The organism is Solwaraspora sp. WMMD792 (genome assembly GCF_029626105.1).
In the GTDB taxonomy this organism is placed as follows: Bacteria; Actinomycetota; Actinomycetes; order Mycobacteriales; family Micromonosporaceae; genus Micromonospora_E.
In genome coordinates this window covers 7,067,699-7,082,688 of sequence record NZ_JARUBH010000009.1, presented here as the reverse complement: position 1 = coordinate 7,082,688, position 14,990 = coordinate 7,067,699, and the positions used below count along the sequence as shown (strand labels likewise).

The 14,990-nt window shown below is 71.0% G+C and carries 12 protein-coding genes; 9 read left to right on the top strand and 3 right to left on the bottom strand.

The window, feature by feature from the left end; genetic code table 11:
• The first annotated feature begins 565 nt into the window (after positions 1-565).
• Positions 566-2,326 carry a S8 family serine peptidase gene (locus O7629_RS32935; RefSeq protein WP_278174248.1) on the top strand — a complete coding sequence of 587 codons (1,761 nt, stop codon included), beginning with the start codon at positions 566-568 and terminating at the stop codon, positions 2,324-2,326.
• Between the two features lie 15 nt (positions 2,327-2,341).
• On the opposite strand, the gene O7629_RS32930 is transcribed toward O7629_RS32935, so the two are convergent.
• The gene (locus tag O7629_RS32930; protein ID WP_278174246.1) at positions 2,342-3,373 is read right to left on the bottom strand and encodes a TerC family protein; all 1,032 of its coding nucleotides are present in this window, start codon (positions 3,371-3,373) and stop codon (positions 2,342-2,344) included.
• A gap of 322 nt (positions 3,374-3,695) precedes the next feature.
• On the opposite strand from O7629_RS32930, the gene O7629_RS32925 reads away from it, so the two are divergent.
• From O7629_RS32925 to O7629_RS32910, 4 genes are all read left to right on the top strand, one after another.
• Positions 3,696-4,058, top strand: a complete 363-nt coding sequence (locus O7629_RS32925) for a helix-turn-helix domain-containing protein (RefSeq protein WP_278174244.1) — start codon at positions 3,696-3,698, stop codon at positions 4,056-4,058.
• A gap of 82 nt (positions 4,059-4,140) precedes the next feature.
• Positions 4,141-6,234, top strand: a complete 2,094-nt coding sequence (locus tag O7629_RS32920) for a serine hydrolase domain-containing protein (RefSeq protein ID WP_278174243.1) — start codon at positions 4,141-4,143, stop codon at positions 6,232-6,234.
• 80 nt (positions 6,235-6,314) lie between these two features.
• On the top strand, positions 6,315-7,559 hold the full coding sequence (locus O7629_RS32915; protein WP_278174242.1) for a histidine kinase: 1,245 nt from the start codon (positions 6,315-6,317) through the stop codon (positions 7,557-7,559).
• Between the two features lie 47 nt (positions 7,560-7,606).
• Positions 7,607-8,251 carry a response regulator transcription factor gene (locus O7629_RS32910; protein ID WP_278174807.1) on the top strand — a complete coding sequence of 215 codons (645 nt, stop codon included), beginning with the start codon at positions 7,607-7,609 and terminating at the stop codon, positions 8,249-8,251.
• Positions 8,252-8,295: 44 nt separating this feature from the next.
• Here the strand turns inward: O7629_RS32910 and O7629_RS32905 are convergent, their stop codons facing one another.
• Positions 8,296-8,709: a RidA family protein gene (locus O7629_RS32905; RefSeq protein ID WP_278174240.1), complete on the bottom strand. Its 414-nt coding sequence runs from the start codon at positions 8,707-8,709 to the stop codon at positions 8,296-8,298.
• Positions 8,710-8,789: 80 nt separating this feature from the next.
• Here O7629_RS32905 and O7629_RS32900 point away from each other — a divergent pair, with 80 nt between their 5' ends.
• A complete protein-coding gene (locus tag O7629_RS32900; RefSeq protein WP_278174238.1) occupies positions 8,790-9,173 on the top strand; it encodes a helix-turn-helix domain-containing protein in 384 nt (127 codons plus the stop codon).
• Positions 9,174-9,214: 41 nt separating this feature from the next.
• Here O7629_RS32900 and O7629_RS32895 read toward each other — a convergent pair whose 3' ends face one another.
• Positions 9,215-10,168 carry a hypothetical protein gene (locus O7629_RS32895; protein WP_278174236.1) on the bottom strand — a complete coding sequence of 318 codons (954 nt, stop codon included), beginning with the start codon at positions 10,166-10,168 and terminating at the stop codon, positions 9,215-9,217.
• Positions 10,169-10,473: 305 nt separating this feature from the next.
• On the opposite strand from O7629_RS32895, the gene O7629_RS32890 reads away from it, so the two are divergent.
• Genes O7629_RS32890 through O7629_RS32880 form a run of 3 tightly spaced genes read left to right on the top strand, consistent with a single transcriptional unit; the run spans position 10,474 to position 14,926 of the window.
• A complete protein-coding gene (locus tag O7629_RS32890; RefSeq protein WP_278174235.1) occupies positions 10,474-13,254 on the top strand; it encodes a nitrate- and nitrite sensing domain-containing protein in 2,781 nt (926 codons plus the stop codon).
• 38 nt (positions 13,255-13,292) lie between these two features.
• Positions 13,293-13,697 carry a roadblock/LC7 domain-containing protein gene (locus O7629_RS32885; protein WP_123603540.1) on the top strand — a complete coding sequence of 135 codons (405 nt, stop codon included), beginning with the start codon at positions 13,293-13,295 and terminating at the stop codon, positions 13,695-13,697.
• A gap of 5 nt (positions 13,698-13,702) precedes the next feature.
• Positions 13,703-14,926: an ABC transporter substrate-binding protein gene (locus tag O7629_RS32880; RefSeq protein WP_278174233.1), complete on the top strand. Its 1,224-nt coding sequence runs from the start codon at positions 13,703-13,705 to the stop codon at positions 14,924-14,926.
• Positions 14,927-14,990 lie beyond the last annotated feature (64 nt).

Below are 14,990 nucleotides of genomic sequence, written 5' to 3'. Positions count from 1 at the left end.
GTGACACCCATGTCTGAGACCGGGCTGGGCCGATGTTCCCGGGCTTGCGACAGCACCGGTGGTCGCGGGATCGACGGATCACTATCCTGCTGAGCTGCTGGTGCCCGCAGCCGGCGGCCCAACCCGCTCTCGCCGACAACCCCGGCGGCGCAGTAGCCCGGCAGCCCCGAGAGGGCGCACGACCGGTGCAGATCGACCAGTGCATCGTTTGGCAACGTGAGAGCAATCACGTGGGCAGTCGCTTTTTTCGATCCTGTGAACAGCCCCTGGCCACCCCGCATCCTTAACATAGTTCATTCAGGTTTCAAATAGTCCGGGCATTGGCGAACGCCGACACCCGTGCTCTCATTGCAGCAGACGGGGCTCGAGCACTCTGTCCGGCCACAGCGCCCGGTGATCCCGGCAGCTGACGAGCCGGGCAAGCCGTCAATTCACCGGTAGTCCATGCGTCACCGCGCCCAGGAGGCCAGTTTCTCCTATGTCCAGACCGCATCGATACCGTCGCCAGGCAATCGCGACAGCCGCGACTTCCGCACTTCTGGTAGTTCTCGGCGCCACTCCAGCGATGGCTCAATCGGCGACTTCTCCCGCTCCCCTGCTACCTGCCGAGAATGGCACGCCTAACGGCGGCTACATTGTCGTTCTCAAGGACCAGCCGCTCACCGGCGGCGCGGCGAACGACCCTGTGGTGGTCGCCGAGCGGGCCGGTGGCCGGGAGGTCCACCCGTACGCGACGGTGCTGAACGGATTCTCCGCGAAGCTCGACGCCGACGCTCTCGAGGCGGTGCGGGCCAACCCGAACGTCGAGTACGTCCAGGCCGACGCCGTGGTCCAGGCCGTCGAGCCAGCTGTGACCGGTGGTGGCGCGACCACCCAGCCCAATCCCCCGTCCTGGGGTCTGGACCGCGTCGACCAGCGGAACCTCCCGCTCGACCAGGAGTTCAGCTACGACACCGACGGCACCGGGACCACCGTGTTCGTCCTGGACAGCGGGATCCGTACCACGCACGACGATTTCGGCACCCGGGCGCAGTGGGCCTACGACGCCGTCAACGACGGCAACAGCCCAGGCGACTGCCACGGCCACGGCACGCATGTCTCCGGCACCGTCGGTGGCGCCACGTACGGCGTCGCCAAGGACGTGCAGATCCGCGACGTGCGGGTGCTGAACTGCAGCAACGGCGGCACCAACGCGGACCTCATCGAGGGCATGGACTGGGTGGCGACGAACGCACCGCCGCGCTCGGTGGCGAATCTCAGTCTGCAGAACTACGGCGTCGTGGTGAACACGGCCGCCCAGAACATGATCGACGCCGGGGTGCTGGCGGTGTTCGCGGCGGGCAACAACAACAGCGACGCCTGCAACAACAACCCGCGGTCGCCGGACGGCATCGTGGTGGGCGCGACCACCATCACCGACAGCCGGTGGTCCAGCTCCAACTACGGCTCCTGCATCGACGTCTTCGCTCCGGGCAACAGCATCACCTCGGCCGGCAACAGCAGCGACAGCGCCGTCGCCTCCGGCTGGTCGGGCACCTCGATGGCCGCTCCGCACGTGACCGGCTGGGTGGCCCGGTACCTGGAGACCAACCCGAGCGCGACGATGGCGCAGGCCAAGGCGGCGCTGCTGAGCGCGGCCACCAGCAACGTGCTGAGCGGCATCGGCACCGGGTCGCCGAACCTGCTGCTGTACGCCGACCCGGGTAGCACGTCGACCGACACTGTCGCGCCGTCGACCCCCGGCACCCCGGTGGCTTCGGGTGTGACCGCGACCTCGGCCACGCTGACCTGGACCGCGTCAACCGACAACGTCGGGGTGGTCGGCTACGAGATCGAGCGGGCCACCGGCGGCGGTACGTTCACGCCGGCCGGCACCTCGGCGACGAACTCGTTCCTGGCGACCGGGCTGACCCCGGGGACCGGCTACCAGTTCCGGGTACGGGCTGAGGACGCGGCCGGAAACCTGTCGTCGTTCTCGTCGGCGGTCACCGTCAACACGCCGACGGGGGCGGGCACCTGCCAGGTGTCCTACACGATCAACAGCGGTGGCTCCACGTTCACCAGCAACATCGTCATCACCAACACCGGCACCAGTACGATCAACGGCTGGACCCTGGCCTTCACCCTGCCCAGTGGGCACTCGTTCGGCAGCGGGTGGTCCGCCACCTACGGTACGAGCGGCCAGGACGTCACCGCGACCTCGTTGACGTGGAACTCGACGCTGCTGCCGCAGGGCACGGCGAACATCGGGTTCAACGGCACCGGTTCGGGGACCGCGGAGCCGACCGCGTTCACCTTGAACGGAACGCCCTGCACCGTCGTCTGACGACGGGCCGGACCATCATCTGACAACTGAACGGTCAGGTTGATCAGCTGGTTCAGCGGGTCGGGCACCGGAGACACCGGCGTCCGGCCCGCTGACGTCGTCGCCACCGCCGCCGATGGCGTCACCGCCGCCGGTTCCGCTGGTGCTGCGCAGGCTCCAGATGATCGACACCGCGATGGTGACGACGATGACCCCGAGGGTGACCGGGATGGGCAGCTTGCCGACCGGGGTCTCGGAGAGGATCAGCTTGACGCCGGCGAAGGCGAGCAGCACCGCCAAGCCGTAGTGCAGGTGAACGAATCGGCGCAGCAGCCCGGCGAGGCAGAAGTAGAGGCTGCGCAGCCCGAGGATGGCGAAGGCGTTCGCCGTCCAGACGATGAACGTACTGGTGCTGATGGCCAGGATCGCCGCGATCGAGTCGATGGCGAAGATCAGGTCGGTGGCCTCGACCGCGATGAGGACGACGAACAGCAGGGTCGCGACGCGCTTGCCGTCGACGCGGGTGAAGAACTTCTCGCCGTGGTAGGCGGGGTCGGTGGGGATGACCCGGCGGACCAGGCGGACCACCGGGTTGCGGTCCGGTGGGGTCTGCTCGTCGTGCCGGAAGGCCATCTTGTAGCCGGTGTAGACGAGGAACGCGCCGAACAGGTACGCGGTCCAGAAGAACGTCTCCAGCAGCTCGGCGCCGACGAAGATGAACACCAGCCGGAACACCAGGGCGCCGATGACGCCCCAGAACAGCACCTTGTGCTGGTACGCGGCCGGGACGGCGAAGTAGCTGAAGACCAGCGCGAAGACGAAGACGTTGTCGATCGACAGCGCCTTCTCGATCAGGTAGCCGGCGTAGTAGGTGCCGGCGACCTCGCCGCCCTGCCAGGCCCACAGCAGTACGCCGAACAGCAGGCCGGCGGCGATCCAGACGCCGGACCAGATGGCGGCCTCACGGAAGCCGATGACGTGGTTGTCGCGGTGCAGGAACAGGTCGACGGCCAACATCGCGGCGACCGCCAGCATCAGCGCGACCCAGACCCACCAGGAAACGGTCAACGGACAGACCTTTCGCCCGGCCGACCCGTGGTCAGGGCCGGCGCTACTGGACGAAGGTCTCCCCAGGCCACCGGGTGGTGGCTGCGTCGCCGGGGCGCGGCAGGTCCGGGCCCGTGTTGACGACGACGCGGCGGTACGCGGGTACTCCCCCTCGAACTACGTACAAGTATTCGCGAAGTATGGTTCGCACGTCAAGGGCCGGACCGCCACACCCGACGCGGCGGCGATCGGCCGGACCTACGATCCCGCTTTCACGTACCGTCCTACGTATATTGCGTCTGAAGGCCGCGCGACAACGAGGGGACGGCGGATCAGCATGTCGGTGCCAGCGTCAGCCAAGCCCGGCGCGCGGCCACCCACCCGGGGCTGGACCTTCCTCACCAACCATGCGCACGTGCTGCTTGCCATCGCCCGGGACCCGACGGTACGGCTGCGTGACGTCGCCGCGTCCGTCGGGATCACCGAACGCGCGGCCCAGGGCATCGTCGCCGACCTGGAGGCCGCCGGGTACCTGCGCCGCACCCGCGTCGGCCGCCGTAACCAGTACACCGTCGACCCGACCGGGCACTTTCGACACCCTGCCGAAGCCAACCGGCAGATCGGCGACCTGCTCGACCTGTTCACCCGGCGATCAGACCGGCCCGGGCCGGCGCAGCCACGACCCGAGCCGCCTACCGGAGGCTGATCCGACCTCCTACCAAGGTCGTAAGTCGAATGTGGCCCTGCGCCAGATGGCCTGGCCGCGCCGCCACAGCAGGCTGTTGTGCATGATCCAGAGCAATCCCTCAGAGCAGACCGGGTACCGGCCGTACCTGCCCCGGCCCACCGGCCGACTGCGGCGCGTCGGCGCCGCCCTGGCGATCGCGGTCGCCGTCGGCGCGAGCGCCGGCGCAGGCGTCGCCGGGCGCGACGCGGGCGCCGCCGCACCGGACCCGACCCCGACAGCCACCACCCCGGCCGACGGCACCCCGGCAGCCGCCGTCGAACCAGCTCCGCTGGACGGCGGTGACGTCGACGCCTGGCTCGACGACGTGCTCCCGGCCGCGCTGGAGCGTAACGACATCGCCGGGGCCACCGTCGCCGTCGTCCACGACGGCAAGATCGTCACCACCCGGGGGTACGGCCACGCCGACACCGGCACCGGCGACACCGGCGACACAGCGGTACCGGTCGATCCGGAGCAGCACCTGTTCCGGATCGGCTCGGTGTCGAAACTCGCCACCGCCACCGCCGTCATGCAACTCGTTCAGGACGGCCGTCTCGACCTCGACACCGACATCGACCGCTACCTCGACTTCGACCTCCCCCGCAGCTTCGACGAGCCGATCACCCTGCGGCACCTGCTGACCCACACCCCCGGCTTCGAGGAACGAATCGCCGGCCTGATCGGGCAGGAAGGCACCCCGGCCGATCTGCGTGAGGCGCTGGTCACCGACCCACCGGAGCAGATCTTCCGGCCGGGCACCGTGCCGGCGTACTCCAACTACGGCAACTCGCTGGCCGGCTACATCGTCGAGCGGGTCAGCGGCGTCCCGTTCGAGGAGTACGTCCAGCGCAACATCTTCGACCGGCTCGGCATGACGTCGTCGTCCTTCGTCCAGCCGCTGCCCGCGCCGCTGGCCGGCCGCATGTCGCAGGGGTACGCCACCGCGTCCGCCCAGGCCGGCCCGTTCGAGATCGTCGGCACCCCGCCGGCCGGGGCGATGAGCGCCTCCGCCCCGGACATGGCCCGGTTCATGCTCGCCCACCTGGGTGAACCGGTCGGTGACCAGCCGTTGCTGGACGCGTCGACACTCGACCTGATGCACCAGCCGGCGCTGGACGCGGCGTCGCTCGGAACGCTCGCGGCCGGCCCCCGGATGACCCTCGGATTCTTCGACGAGAGCCGCAACGGTCGGCGGATCATCGGACACGGCGGCGACACCCTGTACTTCCACAGCCACCTGCAGATCTACCCGGAGGAAGGCGCAGGCTTCTTCGTCTCGCTGAACAGCACCGGCACGTCGGCGCTGGCCAACCACGAGCTGCGGCTGACCCTGACCGAACAGTTCGCCGACCGCTACTTCCCGGCGGCGACGCCGGCTGCAGGGGCAGAGGCGGCGGCGGTGTCCAACGCGCCGGCCGGCTCGGCCGAGCGGGCCGCGATGGCCGCCGGCACGTACGAAAGCTCCCGCACCGTCCGGAGCAACTTCCTGACCCTGATCGGCCTGACCGGGCGGACCACGGTGAGCGTCCGTGACGACGGCCGCCTGCTGTTCGAGCCGCGTCCGCTGTCCGATTCCGCCGCCGTCTACGAGGAGATCGAGCCGTGGGTGTGGCGTGAGGTGGGCGGTCAGCACACCATCGCGATGCGGGCGGCCGGCGGCAAGGTGGAGGCGATCGCCTTCGACTCCGCGTTCGCGCTACTGCCGGTCGAACCGGCCCGTGGCACCGTCCTGGCCCTCGGCGTGATCGGGGCGTCGGCGGTGGTCCTGCTGCTCACCGTCCTCGCCTGGCCGGTCGGGGCGATCGGCCGGCGGGTCCTGCGCCGGGCACCCCGCGACCGGGCCGGACGCACCGCTCGGGTGCTGAGCCGGGTCGCCGTCGGCAGTGCCCTGCTCGCGCTCACCAGCTGGGCGGTGGGTCTGGTGCTGATCATGAGGCTGGAGGATCTCTCCACCGTCTCGCTGCGCACCGTGCAGCTGTTCCAGCTGATCGGCCTGCTCGGGGTGGTCCCGGCGGCGGTCCGGCTGGTCGACGACGTCCGCCGTCGGGTCGGCTGGTCGCGCACCGCCGGCAGCATCCTGGTTCTGCTGGCCCTCGCCGGTACGGGATGGTTCGCTATCGAGTTCATGCTGCTCGCGCCGGACATCTCCTACTGACAGCACGAACCGCCAACTCGACACCGGCCAGACCGCCCGTCGCGGTTTGTCACGACCTGGAACAGAGGATGCCGACGACCATGAACGACCACATCGAGGGCCGGCCGTTCGTCCGTGACTGTCTGCTCGCGGCCGGCGTCGCCGCACTGACGTTCACGATGCTGGCGGCGCTGTTCTGGGTGGTGACGCCGCCGGACGCGTTCGCGCTCGCCCCGGCACGGGAGTGGCTGCTGGTCTGCCTCGCCGTCGGACAGGCCCTGCTGCTGTGTCTGCGCCGGGTCCGCCCGCTGGTCTGCCTCGCCGCCGTGGTCGGCGTCCAGGTCGTGATGATCGCGTCGTCTCCACCGGACGCGACGATTCGGGGGTTCGCGCCGTTCGTCGTGGCGTACACCATCGGGGGTCTGCTGCCGACCCGGCGGTCCTTCGCGCTGGTCGGGACGGCGGTGGCGGTCGAGGCGGCGGCCTCGGTCGGCACCGCGGTGGCGGCATCGTCCGGCCTGCTGCCGGCGGTCGGCCCGGCGGGGTCGAGCGCGCTGTCCTATCTCGGCGGCGCGTTCGTCGGCAGCTATGTGGCCACCCACCGGCGCTATGTGCGGTTGCTCCGTCAGCAGGCCGCCGAGGCGGTCCGGACCCAGCAGGCGAAGGTACGGGCGGCGATCGGCGCGGAACGCACCCAGATGGCCCGGGAGCTGCACGACGTCGCCGCGCACCACCTGTCCGGCATGGTGGTGCAGGCGGCGGCGGTGCAGCAGTTGATCGACCGGGATCCGGCCGCGGCAAAGGAGGGGGTGGCCTGGATCCGGGCGCAGGGCAAGGCGACGTTGGACAATCTGCGACTGGTCGTCGGGGTGCTGCGTGCCGGTCCGCCGGACCGGACCGACGGTGCCGGCCCGTACCTCGACGGCGAGGGCACCGTTCCGGTGCCCGGGCTGGCCGTGCTCGACGAACTGGTCCGGACCGCCCGGGACCTCGGTACGCCGGTCGACGTCACCGTCGACGGGACGCCCCGCCCGGTGTCGCCGATCGCCGACGTGGCGCTCTACCGGACGGTGCAGGAGGCGCTGTCCAACGCCCGGCAGCACGCGCCGGGCGCTCCGGTCCAGGTCACGCTGCGGTATCTGCCGCGTGAGGTTTCGCTGGCGGTGGTGAACGCACCACCGGCCCGACGCCCGGAGCCGGCGGCCCGGAGCAGCAGCGGCGTCGGCCTGGTCGGCATGCGGGAACGGGCCCAGTTGATCGGTGCCCGGTTCGCGGACGGGCCGACCGCCGACGGCGGCTGGTCTGTCACTGTGACGCTGACGGACGACGGAGGTGAGCGGTCGTGACCACTGCGGAAGCCGGGGCTGACGCCGGTGCCGGGACGATCCGGGTGATGCTGGTGGACGACCAGGCGGTGGTCCGGGCCGGTTTCCGGGTGCTGCTGGAGCAGGCCGCCGACATCGAGGTGGTGGCGGAGGCGTCGAGCGGGTCGGCGGCGGTCAGCACCGCCCGCCGGCTGCGCCCCGACGTGATCTGCATGGACGTGCGGATGCCCGGCGGGGACGGGCTCACCGCGACCCGGCAGATCCTCGCCGAAGCCGGCGAGTCACCGCCAGCGGTCTTGGTGGTGACCACGTTCGACCTCGACGAGTACGTCTTCGGCGCGCTCGAAGCCGGGGCCAGCGGATTCATCCTCAAGGACTGCGAGCCCGAGGACCTGATCGACGCGATCCGCCGGCTGGCGGCCGGCTACGGCCTGGTCGACCAGGCGGTGACCCGCCGGGTGATCGCCGAATTCGCCCGACGACGTCCGGCGGCGTCACCCGAGTCGGCGGCCGCGCAGCAGTTGACCCCCCGGGAGGCGGAGATCGTCCGGCTGCTCGCCAGGGGCCTGTCCAACAACGAGATCGCCGACGAACTGTTCATCGAGACCAGCACCGTCAAGTCGCATCTGGGACGGGCGATGGCGAAGATCGGCGTACGGGACCGGCTGCAGACCGTGGTGTGGGCGTACCAGAACGGACTGGTTCCGCGCTGACGCCACAGCCCGCTCGGCCGCAGCCGCCCGCACGGCCGGGCCGCTCAGTCCAGGACCGCGTCGGCCTCGATCTCGACGCGCACGTCGGGGGCGTACAGCACCTCGACGCCGATCAGCGACGACGGTGGGAACGGCTGCGGGATAGCGAGTTCGTCGGCCACCCGCCCGACGCCGGCCATCAGGTCGTCCATCTGCTCCGGGGTCCAGTCGGTGACATAGAACCGCAGCCGGACCACGTCCGCGAAGCTCGCGCCGGCACCGGCCAGACCGCGCGCGGTGTTGCGCAACGCCTGCGCCACCTGGTCGGCGAGCTCGTCGGTGTCGCCGACCGGCTTGCCGTCGGCGTCCCGCCCGACCTGGCCGGCGACGTGTACCTGGCGACTGCCGGTGGCGATCGACACATGGTGGTACGGGACGGGCTGGGCCATCCCCTCCGGGGACAGCAGTTGCACGCTCACGGACGGATCCCTTCTTCGACGAATAGTGGTATCAAACTTCTACCTGGTATCCGAAGGGAACTTCAACGATACTAGGTGTCATGCCGGAAACCACCCTCGCGGAAGCTGACTCCCCACTCAATGCCGAGCAGCGGGAACTACTGGACCAGGTACTGGACAAATGGTCGTTACGGGTGCTGGAGACGCTGTGCGGGCGGCCGTTGCGGTTCAACGAGCTCCGCCGGGAGATCCCGGCGGTCACCCAGAAGTCGCTGACCGCCACGCTGCGCCGACTCGAACGCAACGGCATGGTCGAACGGGTCGTCACCGGCACCCGCCCACTCGCCGTCGAGTACCGCATCGCCCCGCTGGGCAAGACCCTGCAGGACCTCGTCGACGCCCTCTTCGGCTGGACCGCCGCCAACTACGCCGAGGTGGAACGGGCCCGCCGCCGCTTCGACGACGAGACGACGCAGCGCGGCTGACCCGCTGTACCGCCACGCACCCCAAGCCGCCGGTGCGACCGTCACGGCTGAACCACGGTGGCGTACCAGTCGGGGGCGAAGCAGCACGCCACCTCAGCCCAGCGTCGCGTACCGCCGGGCAGTTGCCAGGCGCGGGTGACGCCGTGACCGGCCTCGATCGCCCGCAGCTCGGCGGCGTACCGCCGATTGACCGCGACCACGGCGCCGGCCGCGCCCGGCGTGCCGGCCTCGACCAGCCGCCGCATCCGGTCCGCTGTCCGACGGTAACGCCGCGTCGCGTCGTCGGTGTCGTCGGCGGCCCGGCGGGCCGGCGCGGTCGACAGGGCGAGCAGCTCCGGCTGGCTGCCCTCGGCGTGCGCGGCGACCAACCGGTCGTGGCCGTCGAGCAGCGCGTAGCCGTCCAGGCCGCTGATCCACCACAGCAGGACCGGCGCGAGGATGCCGTCACGGACCTGCTTACGGTACGCCTTGACCCGGCCGTCGTCCGGCGACGCGAGTCGCCGCAGCGGAAGCACCTGACCGGGGTCGCGGGCCGCGAACCAGTCGAGGACGCCGGGGTTGCCCGGCAGCGGCGTCACCACCTGACCGGCCGGCAGCCGGCTGATCACCCAGCGCCCGTCGTGCAACGGGCCGCTGGTGGCCGCGGCCAACCCGGTGGCGAACCAGTGCGCCCACCGGGCGTGCCAGGCCCCGTCGTCGGAACCCGGCCCGATCGACCGGGCCAGCGCCGCGCTGACCGGCGGAACCGGGGCCACGAACCGGTCGGTACGCAGGTAGTCGACGCCGCCGTGGTCCGGCGCCACCAGGGCGAGCAGCACCGTGCCGCAGCGCAGACCGCAGCCGCACTCCGGGCCGCACTGGTCCGGGCCGTACTGGTCCAGCAGCAGCCTGCCACGCCCCGCCACCCGCATCCGCAGACCGGGCATCCGCCGCCGTCCGATATCGAGGGTGAGCGCCTGCCACGGACCGACGACCGGACTGTTCGTTCTGCGCACCTGCGGCAGGGTAGAACCTCCTGGCTCGGCGCCGTCATACAAGATCGCAGCCAGCACGGGCTCACCCGTACGGCCAATCGGTCCATCGATCGGTGGAGGCGAGCATCAGCCGTTGCGCGTCCCGGACGTAACCACCGCGTTAATCCGGGCCGGGAGCCGACCAGGAGTCTAGAAGGCGCCATCAACGTCATGGTAGGAATGCGCCCTGACATGGGTAGACGTGCCGATGTACCCATCGACCCACGCTTCCCTGGCTCCTGCGGTGGCCGACGTCGACAACGCAAACGTAAGAGGACGGAGTTCGCGTGACACGGGCCTTGTCAGCAGGCGCGGCGCACACCCGCTCCGGTGACCACCGCCGCCGGTGGTTGACCCGCGGCAGCATCGTCCGCCTGCTCCGGCTCCTGGTGGCCGTACCGCTGGTCGCCGTCATCGGATTCGCCGGAATCGCCCTGCAGGGCACCGTCCGGCAGGTGATCAACACCAACCGGGTCACCGACCTGGTACAGCTCTCCGCAGAGGCGGGCACGCTCGCCCGCGCGTTGCAGGCTGAGCGGGTGGTCGCCGCCGTGGAGCTGACCGCCGACCGGGAGACGGCCAGCGACAGCTACGCGCAGCAGGTCGCCCGGACCGACGCGGCGATCGCCACGTTCCAGCAGCAACGGACCGAGGTGACCGGGGACAACCCCGTGCTCCGCCGCGTCGACGCCGGGCTGGACGCGCTGACCACCGTTCGCGAACAGGTCCGCTCCAGTCCACGCGTGTCGCTGTCCGCGATCGCCTTCAGCTACCGAATCCTCATCGCCGACCTGCTCGCCTTCCGCACCTCGGTGGTCGCCGAGAACTCGGCGGCCACCGCCGACCTGGTCCGGGCGGCGGTCGCGGTGTCGGAGGCGAGCGAGGCCATCGGGCAGCAGCAGATCATCGTGCTGCGCAGTCTCGGCAGCCCGCTGACCGCCGCAGGCCAGCAGGAGAGCGCCGGCGCGCAGGCCCGGTTCGTCGAGGCCAGCAACTCGTTCCTCGAACTGGCCGGGCAGGAGTGGGTGGTGCGCTGGGAGCAGATCGGCACCGACCCGCAGGTCGTCGCCGGTCAGCGCCTGCAGGACCAGGTCGGGCGGACCCTGCCCGGCGAACGGTTCGGGATCAACGCGGACGCCTGGGTCGAGGCCACCGAGGGGTGGATCGGTCAGCTGTTCGGGATCCAGCGCCAGATGGACGCCGCGGTGGCCGACGCGGTGGCGGCCGAGCGTCAGCAGCGGCTCTATGCCGCGGTGCTGCAGGGTGTCGGCATCCTCCTCGTACTGGTCCTCACCGCGGCGCTCACCGGTGTGGTGGCCCGGCGGATCACCAAGCGGCTCCGCAGCCTCCGCAACATCGTGACCACCGTGGCGTACGACCGGCTGCCGGCCGTGGTCCGCGAACTCGACGCCGCCGCGCCCGGCACCGTCCAGCCCGACGAGGTCGCCGACCGGTCGGTGTCGGAGTTCCCGATCACCGGTACCGACGAGATCGCCGAGGTGGCGACCGCGACCCGCGCGCTGCACCGCGAGGCGGTACGGGTCGCCGGCGTACAGGCGGTACTGCGGGCCAACGTCTCGGAGATCTTCGTCCACCTGTCCCGACGCGAGCAGCGACTGGTCGACGCGATGCTGGCCCAGGTCGACCGGGTGGAGCGCGACGAGACCGACCCGGACCGGCTCGAACAGCTCTACCAACTGGACCACCTCGCCACCCGGATGGCGCGGATCAACCAGAGCCTGCTGGTGCTCGGTGGTTCCGGCATTTCCCGGGTACGGCGGGAAGCGGTACCGCTGGACAACGTGATCCAGGCCGCGCTCTCCCAGATCGAGCACTACACCCGGGTACGGATCGGCACAGTCGACCGGGAGCTGTCCGTCGCCGGCGCGGCCGTCGACGAGGTTGCGCACCTGCTCGCTGAACTGCTGGACAACGCGACCAGGTACTCGCCGCCGGAGACCGAGGTGATGGTCACCGGGCACGCGCTGTCCGACCGGGCCATCGTCGAGGTGGTGGACCAGGGGGTCGGGCTCTCCGAGCAGCGGTGTGCCCAGCTCAGTGCCCAGCTCGCCAGCCCTGGGACGGTGGACGTGTCGGGCGTACGGGCGATGGGTCTCAGCGTTGTCGCCCGGCTGGCCGCCCGGCACGGCGTCCGGGTCGAGCTGCGTCCCGGATCATCCGGTGGCACGGTCGCCGAGATCATGATGCCCGCCTCGGTCATCACCCGCCGGCCGGTGCAGAATCCCGAGCCGGCGCCAGCCCTCGCCGGGCATGCCCGGCCGTCGCTGGTCGGCGGTCGGCCGATCGTACCGGCAGCCTTCGGCGGCGACCGGCCGGTGATCAACGCCGGCCGGGCCACGGTGAATGCGCCTGCGCCGCTGTTCCGCCCGGCACCCGCACCCGAGTCGGCACCGGCACCCCCGCCCGCGTCGACGCCACCACCGCCACCCGCGTCGCCGCCACCACCGCCACCCGCGTCGCCGCCACCACCACCCGTGTCGACGCCTCCACCGCCGCCGATGTCGGCACCGGTGCCCGCGTCAGCTCCCCCGCTCACGTCAGCGCCGCCGTTCACCCCGGTGCCGCCGCCCGCGTCAGCTCCGCCGTTCACCCCGGTGCCGCCGCCCGCGTCAGCTCCGCCGCCGTCGGTGCCGGCAGTGGCATCCGCGTCGGCGTCCGTACCCGCCCCCACGCGGCCGGTGTCAGCCCCACCGACGGCCGCGACAGTGGCCGCGGCGGGAACGGCGGTGACCGAGGCCCGGCGTTCGGTCAACGGCTGGTTCAAGACGGCGATGGACGGCGACTCGGTGATCGTCACCTGGCCGAACGACGAAGGTGAACGGTGGACGGCTGCCACGACCGCAGTCACCACCGCCGCGACCACCACCGCCACGAGCGCAGCCGACCAGGTCGGGTTGCCGCGCCGCGTACCGCAGCACCACCTGATCCCCGACGCGCCGCAGCCCGCATCCGACGCGCCCCGCAAGCTCGACCCGGGCGCCGTATCGGCGGCGATGTCTGCCTACGCCAAGGGCGTGGCCGGGCGTCGCGCCCCCACCTCCGCCTGACGTCGACCCTTTCACCTCTCGCGACCTGGAGCGCCACCGTGACGAGCCCGAACGATTTGAGCTGGCTGTTGCAGAACTTCGTCAGTCAGACCCCAGAGGTCAGCCACGCCCTTGCCATCTCGACCGACGGGCTGGTCCTCGCGCACAACTACGGCCTGCCCCGGGACCGGGCCGACCAGCTCGCCGCCACCGGCAGCGGCCTCATCGCCCTGCTCGTCGGGGCGGCCCGCTTCTTCGAGGCGGGAACGGTGATCTCCAACGTGACCCAGATGGACGGCGGATTCATGTTCTGCATGTCGTTCAGCGACGGCGCGTCGCTGCTCGTACTCGCCTCCCCCACCTGCGACGTCGGCCAGGTCTCGTACGAAATGACCGACCTGGCGAACCGGATGGGCGAGGCGCTCACCCCGGCGGTCCGCGCCGAACTGCTACGGGCCCTGTGATCGGCATGCGACGTCCGACCTGGTGGACACGCCGCCCCGCCGCCGCCCGCGCCGACCGTCGCCGGCTGCTCGCCGCCAGCCTGACCGGCGTCCTGGCCGTCAGCACCGCCGGATGCTTCGGCGGATCGGGCGAAACGCCGCAGCTGATCAAGATCGGCATGCTCGCCAACATCGACGGCCAGCTCGAAGCACCCGGTGACGAGCTACGCGACGGCTTCCAGCTCTACCTGGACATGCACGATGGCCAGCTCGGCGGCCACCCGGCCGAGATGGTCATCGGCGACGAGGGGTACGAGAGCGGAGTGGCCGTCGAGTCGGCCACCCGGCTGCTGGAGCAGGACGGCGTCTCCGCGATCACCGGCATCATCAACGGCGGAAACGTCACCGCCATCCTGCCGCTGATCAACGAACACAAGGTGCCGCTCGTCGGCGGGCTGGGCCGACCCGAGCTGGACGACGTGACGTACGTCTGGCACACCAACCTGCTCTCCGAAGAGCCCGGCGTCGCCATGGCACCGTTCGTCAAGCAGGAGGTCGGCAACGGCCGCGTGTACGCCATCGGGCCGGACTTCCAGGGTGGCCGCGACGAGCTGCGCGGCTTCGTCGACACCTTCAAGTCGCTCGGTGGCCGGATCGCCAACCCCACCGGGCAGGCCGTCTTCTCCCCATTCCCGGGCACCACCGACTTCGGGCCGTACCTCGACGAGATCGCCCAGACCGGTGCCGACGCGATCTACTGCTTCTTCGACGCCCAGAGCGCCATCTCCTTCGTCCAGCAGTACGCCGAGTCGGACGTCGCCGACCTGCCGCTCTACGCGGCGGGCTTCGTGACCGAACCGGCGAGCCTCGATGCGCAGGGCACTGCGGCGGAAGGCATCTACAACGGGCTGAACTACTCCCCCGACCTGGACAACGCGGCCAACCGGGAGTTCGTCGCCGCCTGGAACGCCACCTACCCCGGCCGGACCCCCACCTCGATCGTGATGGCGTCGTACGACGCGGCGGCCGTGCTGGACCGGGCGATCACCGCGGCCGGGGTCAACCCGACACCGGCGGAGATCAACACGGCGATCGCCGGGCTGGGGCAGCTCACCAGCCCACGCGGGCCCTGGCAGTTCGCCAAGACCACCCACGCCCCGATCCAGAAGTGGTACCTGCGCCAGGTCCGCCGCGACGGCCGCGCACTGGCCAACGTGGTGGTGTCCGAGCTGACCACCCTCGGCGGCTGAGCTGGTGGGTCGGGGGACGACTTGTCGTCTCCCCCGACCCACCAGCACCTGGTGGCCAGGCTGC